This window comes from Streptomyces sp. NPDC015139 (assembly GCF_043079785.1).
GTDB lineage: Bacteria > Actinomycetota > Actinomycetes > Streptomycetales > Streptomycetaceae > Streptomyces > Streptomyces albidocamelliae.
Genome location: NZ_JBIBUW010000008.1, coordinates 156765 through 171018 on the forward strand (window position 1 = coordinate 156765; position 14254 = coordinate 171018).

Consider the following 14254-nt stretch of genomic DNA (forward strand, 5'->3'; position numbering starts at 1 on the left):
CCCGAGAACCGGTGCGCGACCCGTGACGAAACGCTGACGTCCGGCCCGGACGGCGGTCTGCCGCCGCTCCCCCGGCCTAGCGTGTGGGCGTGACCCGCTCCCTGCGCCGCGACCTGTACGCCGCCGGTGCCGCCGCCCTGCTCGTGACGGCGGCCGTACTGATCGGCCGCCACATCCAGGACACCCGCCACACCCTGTTCGTGCACTGGCCCCCGGTGCTCGCCGAGTGGGATCCGCACGTCGGCCCCGGCACTCCGGCGGCCCTGGCGGTCGCCGCCGCCACCGTCGTGTACGGCCCGCCGCTCGCGGCCCGGCTGCCGTGGCGAGGGGTGCTGGCCGCCGCGTGGGCGGCGTGCGCGGCCTGGATCGTGTCGCTCGCGCTGGTCGACGGCTGGCAGCGGGGCGTCGCGGACCGGCTCACCACCCGCAACGAGTACCTGCGCGTCATCGACCGGTTCGGCGACATCCCGGCCACCCTGCGGGACTTCACCCACCACATCGTCAGCGGCACCCCCGACCCCTGGCCCGCGCACGTGGCCGGTCATCCGCCGGGCGCCACACTGACCTTCGTCCTGCTCGACCGGATCGGGCTGCGCGGCGGCGGCTGGGCCGGGATGTGGTGCGTGGTGGTCGGCGCGACCGGCTGCGTGGCGGTGCTCGTCGCGGTCCGGGCCCTGGCCGACGAGTCATGGGCGCGGCGGGCCGCCCCCTTCCTGGTGCTGGCCCCGGCCGCCGTGTGGCAGGGCGCCTCCGCGGACGCCTACTTCGGGGCCGTCGCCGCATGGGCCGTGGCCCTGCTCGCGCTCGCGCTGACCCGCCGGTCCCTCGCCTGCGCGGCCGGCTCCGGACTGCTGTTCGGTCTGACCTGCTACCTCTCCTACGGCCTGACGCTCTTCGCGCTGATCGGCGCGGCGGTTGTGGTGCTCGGCCGGGACGGGCTGCGACGGCGCCCGGCCCTGCTGCTGCCGCTGGTGGCCGGACTGGCCGTGGTCCCCGTCGTGTTCGCCCTCGCCGGGTTCGACTGGTGGACGGCCTACCACCTGCTGATCACCCGCTACTACCAGGGCGTGGGCGGCAAACGCCCCTACGGCTACTGGGTGTGGGCCAACCTGGCCTGCACCGTGCTCATCACCGGCCTCGCCACGGCGGCGGGCCTGCGCCGCACCGCGACGGTCCTGCTCACCCGTCGCGGCGGCACCGCACCCGACGGGGCCGCCGCGCGGACGCGTCTCGCCGTCCTCGTGGCGGCCGCCCTGGCCGCCCTGCTGGTCGCCGATCTGTCCGGGATGAGCAAGGCGGAGACGGAACGCATCTGGCTGCCGTTCGCCCTGTGGCTGCTCCCGGCGTGCGCCTTCCTGTCCCACCCCCGTGCCTGGCTGACCGCGCAGGCCGTCCTCGCCCTGCTCCTCAACCACCTTCTGCTGACCGGATGGTGAACCACCGTCAGGGAGTCCGGCCCGCCGCCTCGTGCAGCACGAGCAGCGCGATGTCGTCGGTGCGCCGGGCACGGGAACCCGCCTGGCCCACCACGCCGTCGATGAGGGCGTCCAGGTCCCGGTGGTCGGCGTGGGCCAGATGGCGTGCGAGAGCGGCGATCGAGTCGTCGAGGTCGACGTCCGGCCGCTCGATGAGGCCGTCGGTGTAGAAGGTGAGCATCAGCCCCGGGGTGAGCGGGATCTCCGTCACCGGGTAGACGGCCTCGGGGTCCACGCCCAGGAGCGGTCCGGGCGGCACGTCGAGCGGGCCGGTGTCGTGTGCGGACCGGCGCGCGATCGGCGGCGGGTGTCCGGCGCTGGCCAGGGTGACCCGGCGGCCGGCGAGGTCGAGGTGGGCGTACAGGCAGCTGGTGAACAGGTCGGGGCCGAGATCGCCGAGGAGCCGGTTGGTTCCGGCGAGCACCTGGTCCGGTGCGGTGCCGAGGGCGGAGTGGGCGTGGACGGCGGTGCGCACCTGCCCCATGAGAGCGGCGGCCGCGGTGTCGTGGCCCTGGACGTCGCCGATGACGGCGGCGACGGCCGTGTCCCCGAGCGGGATGAGGTCGTAGAAGTCGCCGCCGATGTCCATGCCCCGGGTGGCGGGCAGATAGCGGGCGGCGACCCGCAGTCCGGGGATCGCGGGCAGGGCGCGCGGGAGCAGCGCCTGCTGGAGGCCGTGGGCGAGCTCGTGTTTCGTGTCGTACAGGCGGGCCCGGTCGAGGGCGTGGGCGACGAGGCCGGCGAGCGAGGTCATGACGGCGCGGTCCTCGGCCGGGAACTCGTGGGGCCGGTCGTAGGACAGGATGCAGCAGCCGACGGGACGGCCGGAGACGACGAGGGGCAGGAAGGCCCAGGCCTCCTTCCGGCTGATCATCGAGGCTTCCGGGTGGGCGCGCCGCATCTCCTCCGGGGTGGAGAAGAACGCCGGGACGCCGGTGCCGATGGCCCGGCCGGCGGGGGTGAACCCGGTGTCGACGGGCAGGCCGTCGAGACGCTCGATGGTGCGCGGGTCGTAGCCGCGGTGGCCGATGATCCGCAGGCGGCCGGCGTCGGCCGTCGACAGCACGAGCGCCTGGGCACCGAACGCGGGCATGATCTGGTCGGCGACGAGGTCGACGACGTCCTGGACCCCGACGACCTCGGTCAGCGCGGCGGCCAGGTGCGTGAGCTGGTAGAGCCGCCCCGCGCGCGCCGGGGTGACACTCCGGCCGGAGAGGCGGGGTGCCGGGGTGGGCGGGGTGTCCGCACCGCTGGGGACGATCCGGATGCTGATGCCGCTGGCGTCGGGGAAGAGGTGGAAGTCCAGCCAGCCGTCCGGTGGGCGGCACGCCGTGAAGACGACGGGCCGGCGGCTGATCACGGCGGCGCGGTAGCGGTCCTCGTAGGCGGGGTCGTCGAGCCAGCGCAGGGAGTTCCACGGCAGGGTGCCCAGCAGGTCGCCGGCCTCCTTGCCCAGCAGCTGGCAGGCGCCGGAGCTGAGGTAGGTGAAGCGCCCTTCGAGATCCAGGGCGCAGCTGCCGCCGGGCAGCCGTTCGACGAAGTCCGCGGCGGCCAGCTCCGGGCTCGCCGACCGGTGCCCCGAGCCGGCGGGGAGCACGCGCGGCCGGTCGCCGGGGGTCGCGAGGGACCCGTCCTCGACGGCTTCCTCCAGCAGCCTGGCCAGCCGGCCGCAGCTGGACGCGATGTTCCCGCGCTCCCGCTGGGTCATGTACGCCGGGCGCGTGGCCGGCCACATGAGCAGCAGCACGCCCCAGCGACGCACGCCGGTCACCGGCGCGGCGGCCAGCACCAGCGGGTACGGCAGTGCCATGGCGGTGCGCGGATAGGCGCGGGCCAGCTCCTCCTGACTGCCCAGCCACACCATCCGCTCCTCACGTACCGCCGCGGCCACCGGCGCCGGAGCGGTCACCGGGATCCTCGTCCACGGCGCGGCGAACTCGGCCGGGGCTCCGCACAGGACGTCGAGCAGCAGTTGCTGCCCGTCGGGGGCCAGCAGGTAGAGGGCACCGATGGAGGCACCCGTGCGGCGCACCGTCTCGGCGAAGGCCGCGTCCCGCGCCTGCGCGTTCCTGGGCGAATCGACCGCTCCGGTCACGCGGCACCTCCAGCCCGTGGGGACGGCTCACGGCGATGTCATACGACTCGTCTTCCCGCGACGCGCGAAACGACCCCACCGCACATGCCCGACCTCGCTCATACGGGGACGCTACGCCCCGGTGCCGTGCTCGGCACGCGGTCCCGCACGGACGGTCCGGGGCCCCCGGGCACCGCCCGCGGCCGGTCCGGAGAGGACCGGGAAGCCCCCGACCGGCGGGGGACGACGGGCGGACCCCGCCGGCCGTCGTCCGCCGCCGGAGTCGCCCGCGCACCCGGGGAGAGGGAGAATCCGGCATGACCACACCGAGCACCGCCCAGTCTCCGCGCAGCACTCCTCAGGGGCTCCGCTGGGAGCCCAGCGCACGATGGGTCCGCGGCCGGAAGGGCGACGTCACGGTCGTCGACAGCCGTCGTCCCGTCCTCGTGTGGGAGCCGGACATCCCCGTGCCGCTGTACGCCTTTCCGCGCGACGAGGTCCGCATGGACCTGCTGCGCCCGGCGGGGAACCCGCGCACCGGCGCCCACACCGGCTCGACGGTCTTCTACGACCTCCTGATCGGCGGCGAGCTGCTGGAGAACGCGGCCTGGACGTTCCCGGCGGCCGACCTGGCCGGGCACATCGCCTTCGAGTGGTTCCGGCGTACCGGCAGGGGGCTCGACCACTGGTACGAGGAGGAAGAGGAGATCTTCGTGCACCCGCGGGACCCGTACAGGCGCGTGGACGCCCTGCCGAGCAGCCGGCACGTGCGGATCGAGATCGGCGGCACCGTCGTGGCCGACACCGGCCGTCCGGTCCTCCTGTTCGAGACGGGGCTGCCCACCCGCTACTACACCCCGCGCGAGGACGTCCGCCTGGACCTGTTCGAGCCCACCGAGCACCGGACGGGCTGCCCCTACAAGGGCACCGCCGCGTACTGGTCCTGGCGCGGCGAGGGGGACGTCCCCGCCGACATCGTGTGGAGCTACGCCGAGCCCCTGCCGGCGGCCGGCGCCGTCAGGGGGCTGCTCGCGTTCTACAACGAGGCGGTCGACATCACCGTGGACGGCGAGCTCCTCGATCGTCCGGTCACGCCCTTCACGCCCACGCTGTCCTCCGGAACGGGGCGCCTACGGCGCACGGGGAACGGCCCCGGCCGGCGGTGAGCCGGCCGGGGCCGTGCGGGTGCGTGGCCGTCGGGGGAGCCGTGTCAGCCCTGGCGGGCCTTGAGGCGGGGGTTCTTCTTGTTGACCACGAAGACCACGCCACGGCGGCGTACCACCTGGGCGCCGGGCTGGGACTTCAGGGAGCGCAGGGAGTTGCGCACCTTCATGGCTGGGCCTCCTCGTGCTGGGGGGTCACGGCGTGATCAGCCGCGGAGCGCCGCCTGGCGGCCGTATCGCCGCTCGAAGCGCTCGACGCGGCCGGCGCTGTCCACGACCCGCGCCCTGCCGGTGTAGACGGGGTGGCCGGCCGACGAGATCTCCACGTCGATGAGCGGGTAGGTGATTCCGTCCCGCCACTCGATCGTCTTCGACGCGGTCGCGGTCGAGCGGGTCAGGAACAGGGCGTCGGCGGCGCGGTCGCGGAAGACGACCGGCCGGGACTCGGGGTGGATGCCGGGCCTCATGGGTGTTGCCTCCTGGTGGCCGCCGCCGGGGGGGCGGCGGCGTGGGTCAGCGTTCCTCGCGGAAGGGGACGTGCTTGCCGGCGACCGGGTCGAACTTGCGCAGGACAAGCCGGTCGGGGTGGCTCTGACGGTTCTTGCGGGTCACGTACGTGACGCCGGTCCCGGCCGTCGACGTGAGCCTGACTACGGGACGCAGAGTGCTGCGGGCCATGGGGTTCTCCCTTCATCCGGACCCCGGATTGACCGGGTCATGTCACACATACCCGGAACACCACACCTTGCCGTGTCATTCCCGGTGGGTGCCCGGCCCCGCGAGGTCCACCGGCCACAACCGGAAGGGGCCCACACCTATTCCCGGCCTCTCCGGGCGAGCGCGCGGGCGCGCTCGCGCCCTTCCCTCGGCGCGGGCCGTGGTGGAGACTCCGCTCAGCCGGGGGCCGCACCGCCCCTCCGGCCACCGTGCGCTCCCCCACCCCCACGTCCGAGGGCTGCCCTTATGCCGATCGCACCTGCCGGCCTCCGCCTGGCCTGTACAGCCGCGGGACTCGTGCTCGTCGCCGCCACCGCCACCACGGCGGGCGCCGCACCGTCACCACCCGCCCGCGCCGCGCACACCGCCGCGGCGTCGGACCCCGGCACCTGGTCGGCGCCCCTGTCGACCCGGGGCCGCTACATCGTCGACAGCCGGGGCGACCGCTTCCGGCTGAGGGCGGCCAACTGGGACGGCGCACAGGGGTCCTGGACCGGCAGTGGCAGCGCCTCGGACCCCGCCAACCACCACGCGGGCCAGGACTCCCACGGCATACCCCTCGGTCTCGACCGTGTCTCTCTGCCGCAACTGATGACCGACTTCCACGAGTTGGGCATCAACACCGTCCGCCTGCCGTTCTCCAACGAGATGATCCACAGCACCACACCCGTCCCCGACGCCGCCGTGGCCGCCAACCCCCGACTCCGCGGCAGGACGCCGCTGGAGGTCTACGACGCCGTGGTCGAGGCGCTCGACCGGAGCGGGTTCGCCGTGATCCTCAACAACCACACCAACACCTCGCGCTGGTGCTGCGGCGTCGACGGCAACGAACGGTGGAACAGCGGCCAGTCCACGCGGACGTGGGCCGACGACTGGGTCTACATGGCCCGGCGCTACGCCGGCGTGCCCCGCGTCGTCGGCGCCGACCTCTACAACGAGGTCCGGCGCGACGTGCTGGACGACCCGAACTGGGGCATGGGCGACGCCCACGACTGGTACGCCGCGGCCCAGGAGGCCGGCGACCGCATCCTCACCGAGGCCGACCCCAGGCTGCTCATCGTCGTCGAAGGCATCAACTGGACCGGCATCCCCGTGGACGGACTCCCCCACGGCAGGCCCGTCCTCACGCCCGCCCGCACCCTGTCCCACACCCTGGTCGACGCCCACAAGCTGGTCTACTCGGCCCATTTCTACGGCTACACCGGCCCCCACCACAGCGGCGCCACCGGCATCGGCGAGACCCACGACGCCCGCTACCAGGACCTGAACCGCGACCAGCTGTACGCGACCCTGGAGGACGAGGCGTTCTTCGTCGAGGAGACCGGCCGGCACTACACCGCGCCCGTCTGGATCAGCGAGTTCGGCATCGGCTCCGGTGAGACGAACCAGGCTGCCCGCACCTGGTTCACGAACATCACCGACTACTTCGCCGACCACGACACCGACTTCGCCTACTGGCCGCTGGTGGGCCACGCGGGACATGACGACTGGGCGCTGCTGCGCTACGACGGCGCCGGTCACCGCTCCGGCGTCCTCGACGCGGACGACTGGCGCGGTGCGGCCTGGCGGCACCTCGGGGAGACCGCGGGCAGGACCGGCCCCGTGGCCCCCGTACCCGTGTGGCGGATGCTCGCCGTCGACCACGGTGACGCGGTGGAGTCCCTGCGCGTCCGCGCCACGGGCGACTGGGACCCGGGGGCGCACAAGGCCGCCTGCCCGGACGGACTGCGGCTCGTCGGCCTCAGCCACACCCGTGGCCGCGGCCTGTGCACCGACAGCGGCACGGACGACCTCCGCTCCCCCACCGGCGGCCAGACGGTCGTCACCGACGAACGCCACGTTCCCTCCGGCGGCGACTGGGCCTCCGGGTACACCAAGCTCCAGTGCCCCGCGGGCGGCTTCCTCGCCGGCTACAGCGTGCGCGGCGAGCGCGTGTCGGCGGCGCTGTGCGTGCCCGGCCGCGCTCCCCTGGCGGGTGCGGGGCGCACCGTGTGGTTCGACCGGTCGGACAACCGGCCCGCCGACGCGGCGGGCGGCGACTTCGCCCAGGGCGACTACAAGGGGCAGTGCGCAGCCGACGAGTACGCCGCCGGCATCGCCTTCACCACGAGGTTCGGCAGCAGGCCTGGCCCCGACGCACTGCTGTGCCGCCGGCTGCCCTGACGCGGCGGCGACCGGGCCGGGGCCGCGCCGTCGCCGTCACGCCGGCCGGTCCTGGCCGGGCAGCCGGTCGCCGGCCCCGCGGACGAGCAGCAGCAGGGCGTCGACCAGGTCGTCGGCGGGGCTGCCCGTGGCCAGCCGCCGCAGCTGCAGGCCCATCACCAGGGCGACCGTGGTGGCCGCCAGGCGTTCCGCGTCCGGGACGCCGAGCGCGGTGAGGATCCGGGTGGCGAGGCGGTCGTAGGCATGGAACGCCTCGGCCGCCGCCTCCCGGAGCCGCTCGTCGCGCCCCGAGTGGATGTACAGCTCGAAGGGGGCGAGATGGGCGCTGTCGAACACCGTGCCGCAGGCGACCTGGCCGGCCAGGGAGGCGGCGTCCTCGATGGCGATGCCCTCCGTCTGGCACTGGTCGGCCAACTCGGTGAAGTGCCGCGCCTCTTCGCGCACGAAGTGCAGCAGGCTCTCCCGCAACAGGTCGTGCTGGGTCTCGAAGTGGTAGGTGACCGAACCCAGTGACACTCCGGCTTCCTTGGCGATCCGCCGGTTGGTGACCGCCGCGACTCCGTCCTCACCGATGATCCGCAGCACGGCTTGGATAATGCGCTGGCGCGTCGGGGCGGCGAGGGCGGCGTTCTGCATGCCGCTCATTGTTCCATCAGCACCCGGCCGCCCCGACGGACCGGTGGACAGCTCCGCCCGCCCTGCATATTGTTCGTTCGAACGAACAGACATGGAGGATGGCCGTGCACATTGCCGGGGCAACAGTTCTGCTCACCGGAGTCACCGGGGGCATCGGAAGCGCACTCGCCGCCGGGCTGTCGGACCGCGGCGCGCGTCTGATACTCACCGGGCGCCGCAAGGAGGCTCTCGAACCCCTCGCAGAGCGGTACGGCGCGCGCACGGTCCTGGCCGACCTGGCCGACCCCGACGACGTGCGGCGCCTCGCCGAGGAGGCGGCCGGCACGGACATACTCGTCGCCAACGCGGCCCTCCCGTCCAGCGGCGACGTGCTGGACTACACCCCGGAGCAGATCGACCGGGCGTTCGCGGTGAACCTGCGGGCCCCCGCGGTCCTCGCCCGGCTGCTGGCGCCCTCGATGGTCGCCGCCGGACGCGGGCACATCTGCTTCGTCGGATCTCTGTCGGGCATGGCCGCCACCAAGTCGTCGACCATGTACAACGCCTCGAAGTTCGGACTCCGCGGCTTCTCGCTGGCCTTCCGCCAGGATCTGCACGGCACGGGGGTCGGCGTCTCGATCGTGCAGCCGGGATTCGTGCGCGACCTGGGGATGTTCGCGAAGACGGGCTCACCGACGCCGGGCGGCGTCCGCACCGTGTCGCCGGACCGCGTGGTCAGGGGCGTGGCACGGGCGATCGAGCGGGACGTCGCCGAACTCAACGTGGCGCCGCTGGAGTTGCGGTTCCTCACGAAGGTCGCGTCGCAGTTCCCCGGATTCGCGGAGCGTGTGCAGCGGCTCGCCGGTGCGGACCGGACCGTGGACACGATCGTGGCCGCCCAGCGCGCGAGCCGCTGACGGCCGATGCCGACGGCTGGTCAGGCCGGGTCACACCACGATGAGCGCCTTGCTGTAGACCGTGGAGCTGCGCCGCACCGTCATGCCGATCCCCTCGTAGAGCGCGAGCGCGCCGGTGTCGGTGTGGGTCCACAGCGTGCAGGACCGCTTCCCCCGGTCGTGGAAGGTGCGGAACGCCTCGTGCAACAGCGCGCGGGCGATCCCCCGGCCGCGTTGGTCCCGCCGTACCGCGACCCGCTCGACGTATCCCTCGTCGCTGCCGGGATCGTCCTCGCACAGCACGACGCCGACCAGCTCGCCGTCCGCGAAGGCCAGCGGTGACGCGGCCGGTGCGAACGTCGCGCGTTCTACGGTGAGCCGGGCCCACTCGGGATAGCTCTTGCGCCGCTGCTGCCATTCGTCGAACGCGTCCTCCGTGACCTGGTACGCCGCCTGTTCGTCACCGGGCCGGAAGGGCCGCAGCGTGATTCCCGACGGTGGCCCGGGCACCGCCGCACCGGCGGCCAGGCCGATCTCCAGCAGCCACTCGGTGACGAGCGGGAAGTAGCCTCCGGCCCGCAGCAGCGCGCTCGCCCCGGAGTCGCTGTCCGGGACCGACTGGGACAGGCGGTCGTTCCCCAGGCACCGGGCGCGTACCTCCGCCCAGTCGAGCAGCGCGCCGCCGAGACCCCGCGCCCGGTGCCCGGGGTGGACGTCGATCCGGGCCCGGCGCCCCTTCACCCAGCCCCAGCCGGCCGGTTCGCCGCCGGCGTCGTGTACGAGCACCGCCTCGGCGGCCGGATCCGTGTCCGGCACGCCGAGATCGGCGGCGATGCGGTCGAAGTCGGTCACCGCGCGGCCGTGCAGGTCCCGCTCGCAGGCGGTGACCAGGCGCTGGACGGTGTGCGCGTCGGCCGGGCCCGCCGGCCGGGCCCGGTAGCCGCGTGGCAGCCGCTCCTGCAGATCGGACATGAGGTGAACCCTCCGTCATCCCGGCCGCCCTGTCGACCGTACCGAGGTGCGTCAGCGGTGGGCGGCGGCCGTCACCGCGGCGAGATCCTCGCCGGTGAGCCGGGCGATCCGGTGCGGTGTGACACCGGCGGCCAGGGCCCGTGCGAGCAGTTCGTCGCGGCCGTCGGCGCAGTCCCGGTAGGCGAGCAGATCGTTCTCCACGGCGGCGACCGTCTCCGGGGCCCTGCGGTGGCGCAGCCGGCTCAGCTCCTCGTCGCTCAGCGGAACGGGCAGCCGCTCCGCGTCGCCGGGGATGTCGTCCGTGTCCTCGGGGGCCACCACCCGCAGGCACGGGGAGGTGGCCGGCGCACCCTGGGCGTGCAGCCAGGCCCGCACCGAGGCCGTCTCCATGCACGACAGTTCGCTCAGGGCGGGCACCGGGACGCCCAGCGGCGAGTCCGGGTCCTCCACGAGGAACAGGTAGGCGTCATCGGTCATCAGCGACTCCTCGTCACATTTCGTCGGCGCGTCGCCGCGGCACAACTCGTCGGTCCGTCGCCGTCCCGCATACCCCGTCCGTGCCGGGGTACGGCCCACCGGTGCCACCGCCCTCGGCGCACCGGCGCGTCGCGCGGTCAGCGGACCACCGGCACCGCTCCGGGAGCGGCCGGAAGCGTGGCGTGTCCGCCGTGGCCACAGTGCACGATCCGGTCGCCCAGGCCGATCCTGTCCGCCTCGTTCAGGAACGCGGACAGCGGCGAGCGCATCACCGTGTAGTCGTGGTGGTGCACGGGGGTCAGCGGGCCGTGGCGCAGCAGGACGGTCGCGTTGCCGATGAAGTGGAGGTCGACCGCGTCGCCGGCGGGGTCGGCGTGGTTCCCGGACATGGTCGGCCGCCCTTCGCCCGAGGCTCGGGCACCGGCGCCGCCGCCCGGACCGGTGCGCTCTACGCCGGACGGGGTACCCCTCGCCGGGCGGTGCCACGCGAGCCGAGGCGTCGCGTCGCGGTGTGCGGGGCAGACAGGACGGAGGGCCGGTTCGTGTTCGAGGGGTTCGAGGCCGGGTGGGTACGGACGGACGGCGCGTCGATCTTCGTGCGCCACGGCGGCGAGGGTCCGCCGGTGGTACTGCTGCACGGACATCCGCGGACGTCGGCGACCTGGCACCGGGTCGCCCCGCTCCTCGTCCGCCGCGGCTTCACCGTCGTCTGTCCCGACCTGCGGGGCTACGGCAGGTCCCGGGGCCCGGAGCCGGCGCCCGACCACGCGGGGTACGCCAAACGCGCCGTCGCCGGCGATGTCGTAGCCGTGCTGCGCGAGCTCGGCCACGACCGGTTCGCGCTCGCCGGCCACGACCGCGGGGGCCCGGTGGCGCTCCGGCTGGCGCTGGACCATCCCGGCGCGGTGTCCCGGGTGGCCCTGATCGACTGCCTGCCGCTGAGCGAGCACCTCTCCCGGATCACGGCGGAGTTCGCCACACGGTGGTGGCACTGGTTCTTCTTCGCCCAGCCGGACGTCCCCGAGCGCGTCATCAACGCCGATCCGGACAGCTGGTACCGCGGCGATCCGCGGACCATGGGGCGGGAGAACCACGCCGAGTGGCGGCAGGCCGTCCGCGACCCCCGGGTCGTCCGGGCCATGCTGGAGGACTACCGGGCCGGCCTGACGATCGACCGGCGGCACGAGGAGGCGGACCGGGCCGCAGGGGCGCGGATCCGGTGTCCGGCCCTGGTCCTGTGGTCCGAGCGGGACGACCTGGAGGAGCTGTACGGCGACCCGGTCGCCATCTGGCGGCGCTGGGCCGTCGACGTCCGCGGCCATGGCATCGACTCCGGGCACCACGTGGCCGAACAGGCCCCCGGGGAACTCGCGTCCGCGCTGGGCGACTTCTTCGCGGAAGCCGGGTGAGGACGCCCGGCCCCGTCGGCATATGGCCGAGGATGCTGCGGCGGTGGGGGCGGGGAACTGGTAATTCCTCTTGAGGACGGCCGACTTCGACGAAGAAGAGGGGCAGGGCGACCAGCGTGAGCGGAACCATGGTGGAGAGCACGCCGACGAGTCTGCGGTCACCGGGGATCGTGCTGGGGGTGGGGCTCGGGGGCTTCGCGGACGGCATCCTCCTGCATCAGCTTCTCCAGTGGCACCACATGCTCACCAGCACCAACCACGACCGCATCGGGGTGCGGTACTACGACCCGCACACCGTCTCCGGTCTGCGGATGAACACCGTGTGGGACGGTGTCTTCCACACCGTGTGCTGGATCGCCGTGCTCACCGGCCTCGCGATCCTGTACTCCCGGGTGACGGCCGGACGGCGCCAGGTGTGGACCTCGCGGGTCCTGTGGGGCTGGATCCTGGTCGGCTGGGGCGTCTTCAACCTGGTCGAAGGCGTCCTCGACCACCAGATCCTGGGCATCCACCACGTCCGCGGCGGACCCCACCAGGTGTGGTGGGACATCGGCTTCCTCGTCCTCGGGGCGCTGCTCGTCGCGGGCGGCCGGTTCCTCGCGCGCGGGGGGCGACCCGCCGGACCGGTGGCCGGCGGTACCGGACGGACCGCCTGATGCATCCGGGCACCCCGCACATGCACCACCCCACGGGCGGCGCCCCGCTGGAGTCGGTGCTGGCCGCCCTGGTCCTGCTGCTCTGGGCCGCCGGCTATCTGTACCTGGCCCGGCTCGCGCGGCTGCGGAACCCGGTGCGGGGCTGGAGCCGCCGGCGTACCGCCTGCTTCCTGTCCGGGCTGTTCCTGCTGGCCGTCGCGCTGCTGCCGCCCGTGGCGCCGTGGGCGCACGGCGACTTCCGCGGGCACATGGCGCAGCATCTGCTCATCGGGATGTACGCCCCGCTCGCCCTGGTGCTGGGCGCTCCGGTCACCCTGCTGCTGCGGGTGCTGCCTGCGCCCCGAGCGCGCCGGCTGACCGGCGTCCTGCACGGCCGCCCGGCCCGGTTCCTCGCCCACCCGGCCGTCGGCCTGGTGCTGTCGACGGGCAGTCTCGCGGTCCTGTACTTCACCCCGCTCTACAACGCCGCCATGGACCGTCCGGCCGGCCACTGGCTGCTGCACGTCCATTTCCTGCTGTCGGGCTGCCTGTTCGCCCATGCCGTCGCCGGGCCGGACCCGGCTCCGGGCCGTCCGGGCGTCCGGACCCGGCTCGTCCTCCTCGGCTGCGCCATCGCCGTGCACTCGGTCGTCGCGCAGCTGATGTACGGCGGCTTCTGGGTCGACGTCCACGCTCCGGTCCCCGAGGTACAGGGCGGCGCGGAGATCATGTACTACGGGGGTGACATCGCCGAACTCCTCCTCGCCGCGGCCCTGGTCACCACCTGGCGCCCCGCGCCCCGCGCGCGCCCGGCAGCCGGGCCGCGGGCCGCCCGCGACCCGGCACGGGCCTGAGGCCGCGTGCCGGTCAGCCGTCCACGGTGGCCTCCCCGCGTTCCCGGTCGGATCCGGGCCACACGTACGGCAGATCGTCCGGCACGCCGGGGAATTCGTCGGCGTAGACGTCGCGGTCCTTGCGGACGAGCGCGGACTGGTGACTGCGGTGGAAGCCCTCGTCGCCGAGCCAGGGCGGCAGCTCACCCGCGGCCGCCAGGTCGTCCTGCCCGCGCACGGGCGAGCCCGGGCGGCTGTGGGCGAACCCGGCGACCAGCGAGGCGGCACAGCTGTCCTGGTGGCCCTGCTCCCGCCACACCCGGCAGACCTCCAGGCCGTACCGGACCAGTGCCTCCTCGTACCCGCTCCACATGCGCACGGCCGGGTGTCTGCGCCAGCCGTATCCCGGCACGGTCAGTCCGCGCAGGACCTGGAGGGCCTCGACCCGCTGTTTGCCCAGGCGGCGGCGGTCCAGAAGCAGTGCGGAGCGCCGGAAGTCGGGATCGGGCAGGAACGTCTGCATGGTGGCCGTCCTACCTGGGTGTCGTGGGGTTCACCGCCGGCGCAGGGCGGAGGGCTTGTGCACGGCGGTGTTGCCGGACTTGTCGCTGCGCACCTCGTACTGCGGCTCCTCGGGGGAGGCGTCGACCTCGCGCCCGGCGGCCTCGGTGCGCTTGGTGATCTTGCGCTCGACCTTTCCTTCGGCGGTCGAACCGTGGCTGTTCCAGGCCACCTTGTCGCCCTTGCGGAACGTGTCGCCCGACGTGCGCTGTGACTTCTTGGCCATGGTGTCTTCCTTCCTTGCCCGATGTCTCCCCGGCCCCG

The 14254-nt window shown here is 73.9% G+C and carries 17 protein-coding genes; 7 read left to right on the forward strand and 10 right to left on the reverse strand.

The window, feature by feature from the left end; all coding sequences use genetic code 11:
* The first annotated feature begins 89 nt into the window (after positions 1–89).
* Positions 90–1436, forward strand: coding sequence for a hypothetical protein (locus tag ACF08B_RS22800; RefSeq protein WP_392319048.1), 1347 nt, complete (start codon positions 90–92; stop codon positions 1434–1436).
* Between the two features lie 7 nt (positions 1437–1443).
* On the opposite strand, the gene ACF08B_RS22805 is transcribed toward ACF08B_RS22800, so the two are convergent.
* On the reverse strand, positions 1444–3570 hold the full coding sequence (locus ACF08B_RS22805) for a SpoIIE family protein phosphatase (RefSeq protein WP_392319049.1): 2127 nt from the start codon (positions 3568–3570) through the stop codon (positions 1444–1446).
* 296 nt (positions 3571–3866) lie between these two features.
* Between ACF08B_RS22805 and ACF08B_RS22810 the strand changes: the two genes are divergently transcribed.
* Positions 3867–4715 carry a DUF427 domain-containing protein gene (locus ACF08B_RS22810; RefSeq protein WP_392319050.1) on the forward strand — a complete coding sequence of 283 codons (849 nt, stop codon included), beginning with the start codon at positions 3867–3869 and terminating at the stop codon, positions 4713–4715.
* 44 nt (positions 4716–4759) lie between these two features.
* Here ACF08B_RS22810 and ykgO read toward each other — a convergent pair whose 3' ends face one another.
* Genes ykgO through rpmG form a run of 3 tightly spaced genes read right to left on the reverse strand, consistent with a single transcriptional unit; the run spans position 4760 to position 5390 of the window.
* A complete protein-coding gene (gene ykgO / locus ACF08B_RS22815; protein WP_392319051.1) occupies positions 4760–4882 on the reverse strand; it encodes a type B 50S ribosomal protein L36 in 123 nt (40 codons plus the stop codon).
* 36 nt (positions 4883–4918) lie between these two features.
* On the reverse strand, positions 4919–5179 hold the full coding sequence (locus ACF08B_RS22820) for a type B 50S ribosomal protein L31 (protein ID WP_392319052.1): 261 nt from the start codon (positions 5177–5179) through the stop codon (positions 4919–4921).
* A gap of 46 nt (positions 5180–5225) precedes the next feature.
* Positions 5226–5390, reverse strand: a complete 165-nt coding sequence (rpmG, locus tag ACF08B_RS22825) for a 50S ribosomal protein L33 (RefSeq protein ID WP_392319053.1) — start codon at positions 5388–5390, stop codon at positions 5226–5228.
* 285 nt (positions 5391–5675) lie between these two features.
* Between rpmG and ACF08B_RS22830 the strand changes: the two genes are divergently transcribed.
* Entirely contained in the window at positions 5676–7592 is a 1917-nt protein-coding gene (locus tag ACF08B_RS22830; protein ID WP_392319054.1) for a glycoside hydrolase family 5 protein, read from the forward strand.
* A 36-nt stretch (positions 7593–7628) separates the two neighbouring features.
* Here the strand turns inward: ACF08B_RS22830 and ACF08B_RS22835 are convergent, their stop codons facing one another.
* Positions 7629–8228, reverse strand: coding sequence for a TetR/AcrR family transcriptional regulator (locus ACF08B_RS22835; RefSeq protein ID WP_073895670.1), 600 nt, complete (start codon positions 8226–8228; stop codon positions 7629–7631).
* 104 nt (positions 8229–8332) lie between these two features.
* Between ACF08B_RS22835 and ACF08B_RS22840 the strand changes: the two genes are divergently transcribed.
* Positions 8333–9124: an SDR family NAD(P)-dependent oxidoreductase gene (locus ACF08B_RS22840; RefSeq protein ID WP_392319055.1), complete on the forward strand. Its 792-nt coding sequence runs from the start codon at positions 8333–8335 to the stop codon at positions 9122–9124.
* Between the two features lie 30 nt (positions 9125–9154).
* Here ACF08B_RS22840 and ACF08B_RS22845 read toward each other — a convergent pair whose 3' ends face one another.
* From ACF08B_RS22845 to ACF08B_RS22855, 3 genes are all read right to left on the reverse strand, one after another.
* Positions 9155–10075: a GNAT family N-acetyltransferase gene (locus ACF08B_RS22845; RefSeq protein WP_392319056.1), complete on the reverse strand. Its 921-nt coding sequence runs from the start codon at positions 10073–10075 to the stop codon at positions 9155–9157.
* Positions 10076–10126: 51 nt separating this feature from the next.
* On the reverse strand, positions 10127–10552 hold the full coding sequence (locus ACF08B_RS22850; RefSeq protein WP_392319057.1) for a DUF6003 family protein: 426 nt from the start codon (positions 10550–10552) through the stop codon (positions 10127–10129).
* A gap of 137 nt (positions 10553–10689) precedes the next feature.
* Positions 10690–10941 carry a hypothetical protein gene (locus ACF08B_RS22855; RefSeq protein ID WP_392319058.1) on the reverse strand — a complete coding sequence of 84 codons (252 nt, stop codon included), beginning with the start codon at positions 10939–10941 and terminating at the stop codon, positions 10690–10692.
* Between the two features lie 153 nt (positions 10942–11094).
* Here ACF08B_RS22855 and ACF08B_RS22860 point away from each other — a divergent pair, with 153 nt between their 5' ends.
* From ACF08B_RS22860 to ACF08B_RS22870, 3 genes are all read left to right on the forward strand, one after another.
* Entirely contained in the window at positions 11095–11961 is an 867-nt protein-coding gene (locus ACF08B_RS22860) for an alpha/beta fold hydrolase (protein WP_392319059.1), read from the forward strand.
* Between the two features lie 128 nt (positions 11962–12089).
* Positions 12090–12617 carry a DUF2243 domain-containing protein gene (locus tag ACF08B_RS22865; protein ID WP_392319255.1) on the forward strand — a complete coding sequence of 176 codons (528 nt, stop codon included), beginning with the start codon at positions 12090–12092 and terminating at the stop codon, positions 12615–12617.
* The gene (locus ACF08B_RS22870) at positions 12617–13450 is read left to right on the forward strand and encodes a cytochrome c oxidase assembly protein (RefSeq protein WP_392319060.1); all 834 of its coding nucleotides are present in this window, start codon (positions 12617–12619) and stop codon (positions 13448–13450) included. Before ACF08B_RS22865 ends, ACF08B_RS22870 begins: the two co-directional genes overlap by 1 nt.
* Positions 13451–13463: 13 nt before the next feature.
* Here ACF08B_RS22870 and ACF08B_RS22875 read toward each other — a convergent pair whose 3' ends face one another.
* Together ACF08B_RS22875 and ACF08B_RS22880 are read right to left on the reverse strand one after the other, a co-directional pair.
* Positions 13464–13952 carry an MSMEG_6728 family protein gene (locus tag ACF08B_RS22875; RefSeq protein ID WP_392319061.1) on the reverse strand — a complete coding sequence of 163 codons (489 nt, stop codon included), beginning with the start codon at positions 13950–13952 and terminating at the stop codon, positions 13464–13466.
* 30 nt (positions 13953–13982) lie between these two features.
* Entirely contained in the window at positions 13983–14216 is a 234-nt protein-coding gene (locus ACF08B_RS22880; RefSeq protein ID WP_392319062.1) for a DUF2945 domain-containing protein, read from the reverse strand.
* Positions 14217–14254: the final 38 nt, after the last annotated feature.

Coding starts and splice junctions, on each gene's coding strand:
- ACF08B_RS22810 (WP_392319050.1), top strand. CDS start 3,867: ATGACCACACCGAGCACCGCCCAGTCTCCGCGCAGCACTCCTCAGGGG.
- ykgO (WP_392319051.1), bottom strand. CDS start 4,882: ATGAAGGTGCGCAACTCCCTGCGCTCCCTGAAGTCCCAGCCCGGCGCC.
- ACF08B_RS22820 (WP_392319052.1), bottom strand. CDS start 5,179: ATGAGGCCCGGCATCCACCCCGAGTCCCGGCCGGTCGTCTTCCGCGAC.
- rpmG (WP_392319053.1), bottom strand. CDS start 5,390: ATGGCCCGCAGCACTCTGCGTCCCGTAGTCAGGCTCACGTCGACGGCC.
- ACF08B_RS22830 (WP_392319054.1), top strand. CDS start 5,676: ATGCCGATCGCACCTGCCGGCCTCCGCCTGGCCTGTACAGCCGCGGGA.
- ACF08B_RS22835 (WP_073895670.1), bottom strand. CDS start 8,228: ATGCAGAACGCCGCCCTCGCCGCCCCGACGCGCCAGCGCATTATCCAA.
- ACF08B_RS22845 (WP_392319056.1), bottom strand. CDS start 10,075: ATGTCCGATCTGCAGGAGCGGCTGCCACGCGGCTACCGGGCCCGGCCG.
- ACF08B_RS22850 (WP_392319057.1), bottom strand. CDS start 10,552: ATGACCGATGACGCCTACCTGTTCCTCGTGGAGGACCCGGACTCGCCG.
- ACF08B_RS22855 (WP_392319058.1), bottom strand. CDS start 10,941: ATGTCCGGGAACCACGCCGACCCCGCCGGCGACGCGGTCGACCTCCAC.
- ACF08B_RS22865 (WP_392319255.1), top strand. CDS start 12,090: ATGGTGGAGAGCACGCCGACGAGTCTGCGGTCACCGGGGATCGTGCTG.
- ACF08B_RS22870 (WP_392319060.1), top strand. CDS start 12,617: ATGCATCCGGGCACCCCGCACATGCACCACCCCACGGGCGGCGCCCCG.
- ACF08B_RS22875 (WP_392319061.1), bottom strand. CDS start 13,952: ATGCAGACGTTCCTGCCCGATCCCGACTTCCGGCGCTCCGCACTGCTT.
- ACF08B_RS22880 (WP_392319062.1), bottom strand. CDS start 14,216: ATGGCCAAGAAGTCACAGCGCACGTCGGGCGACACGTTCCGCAAGGGC.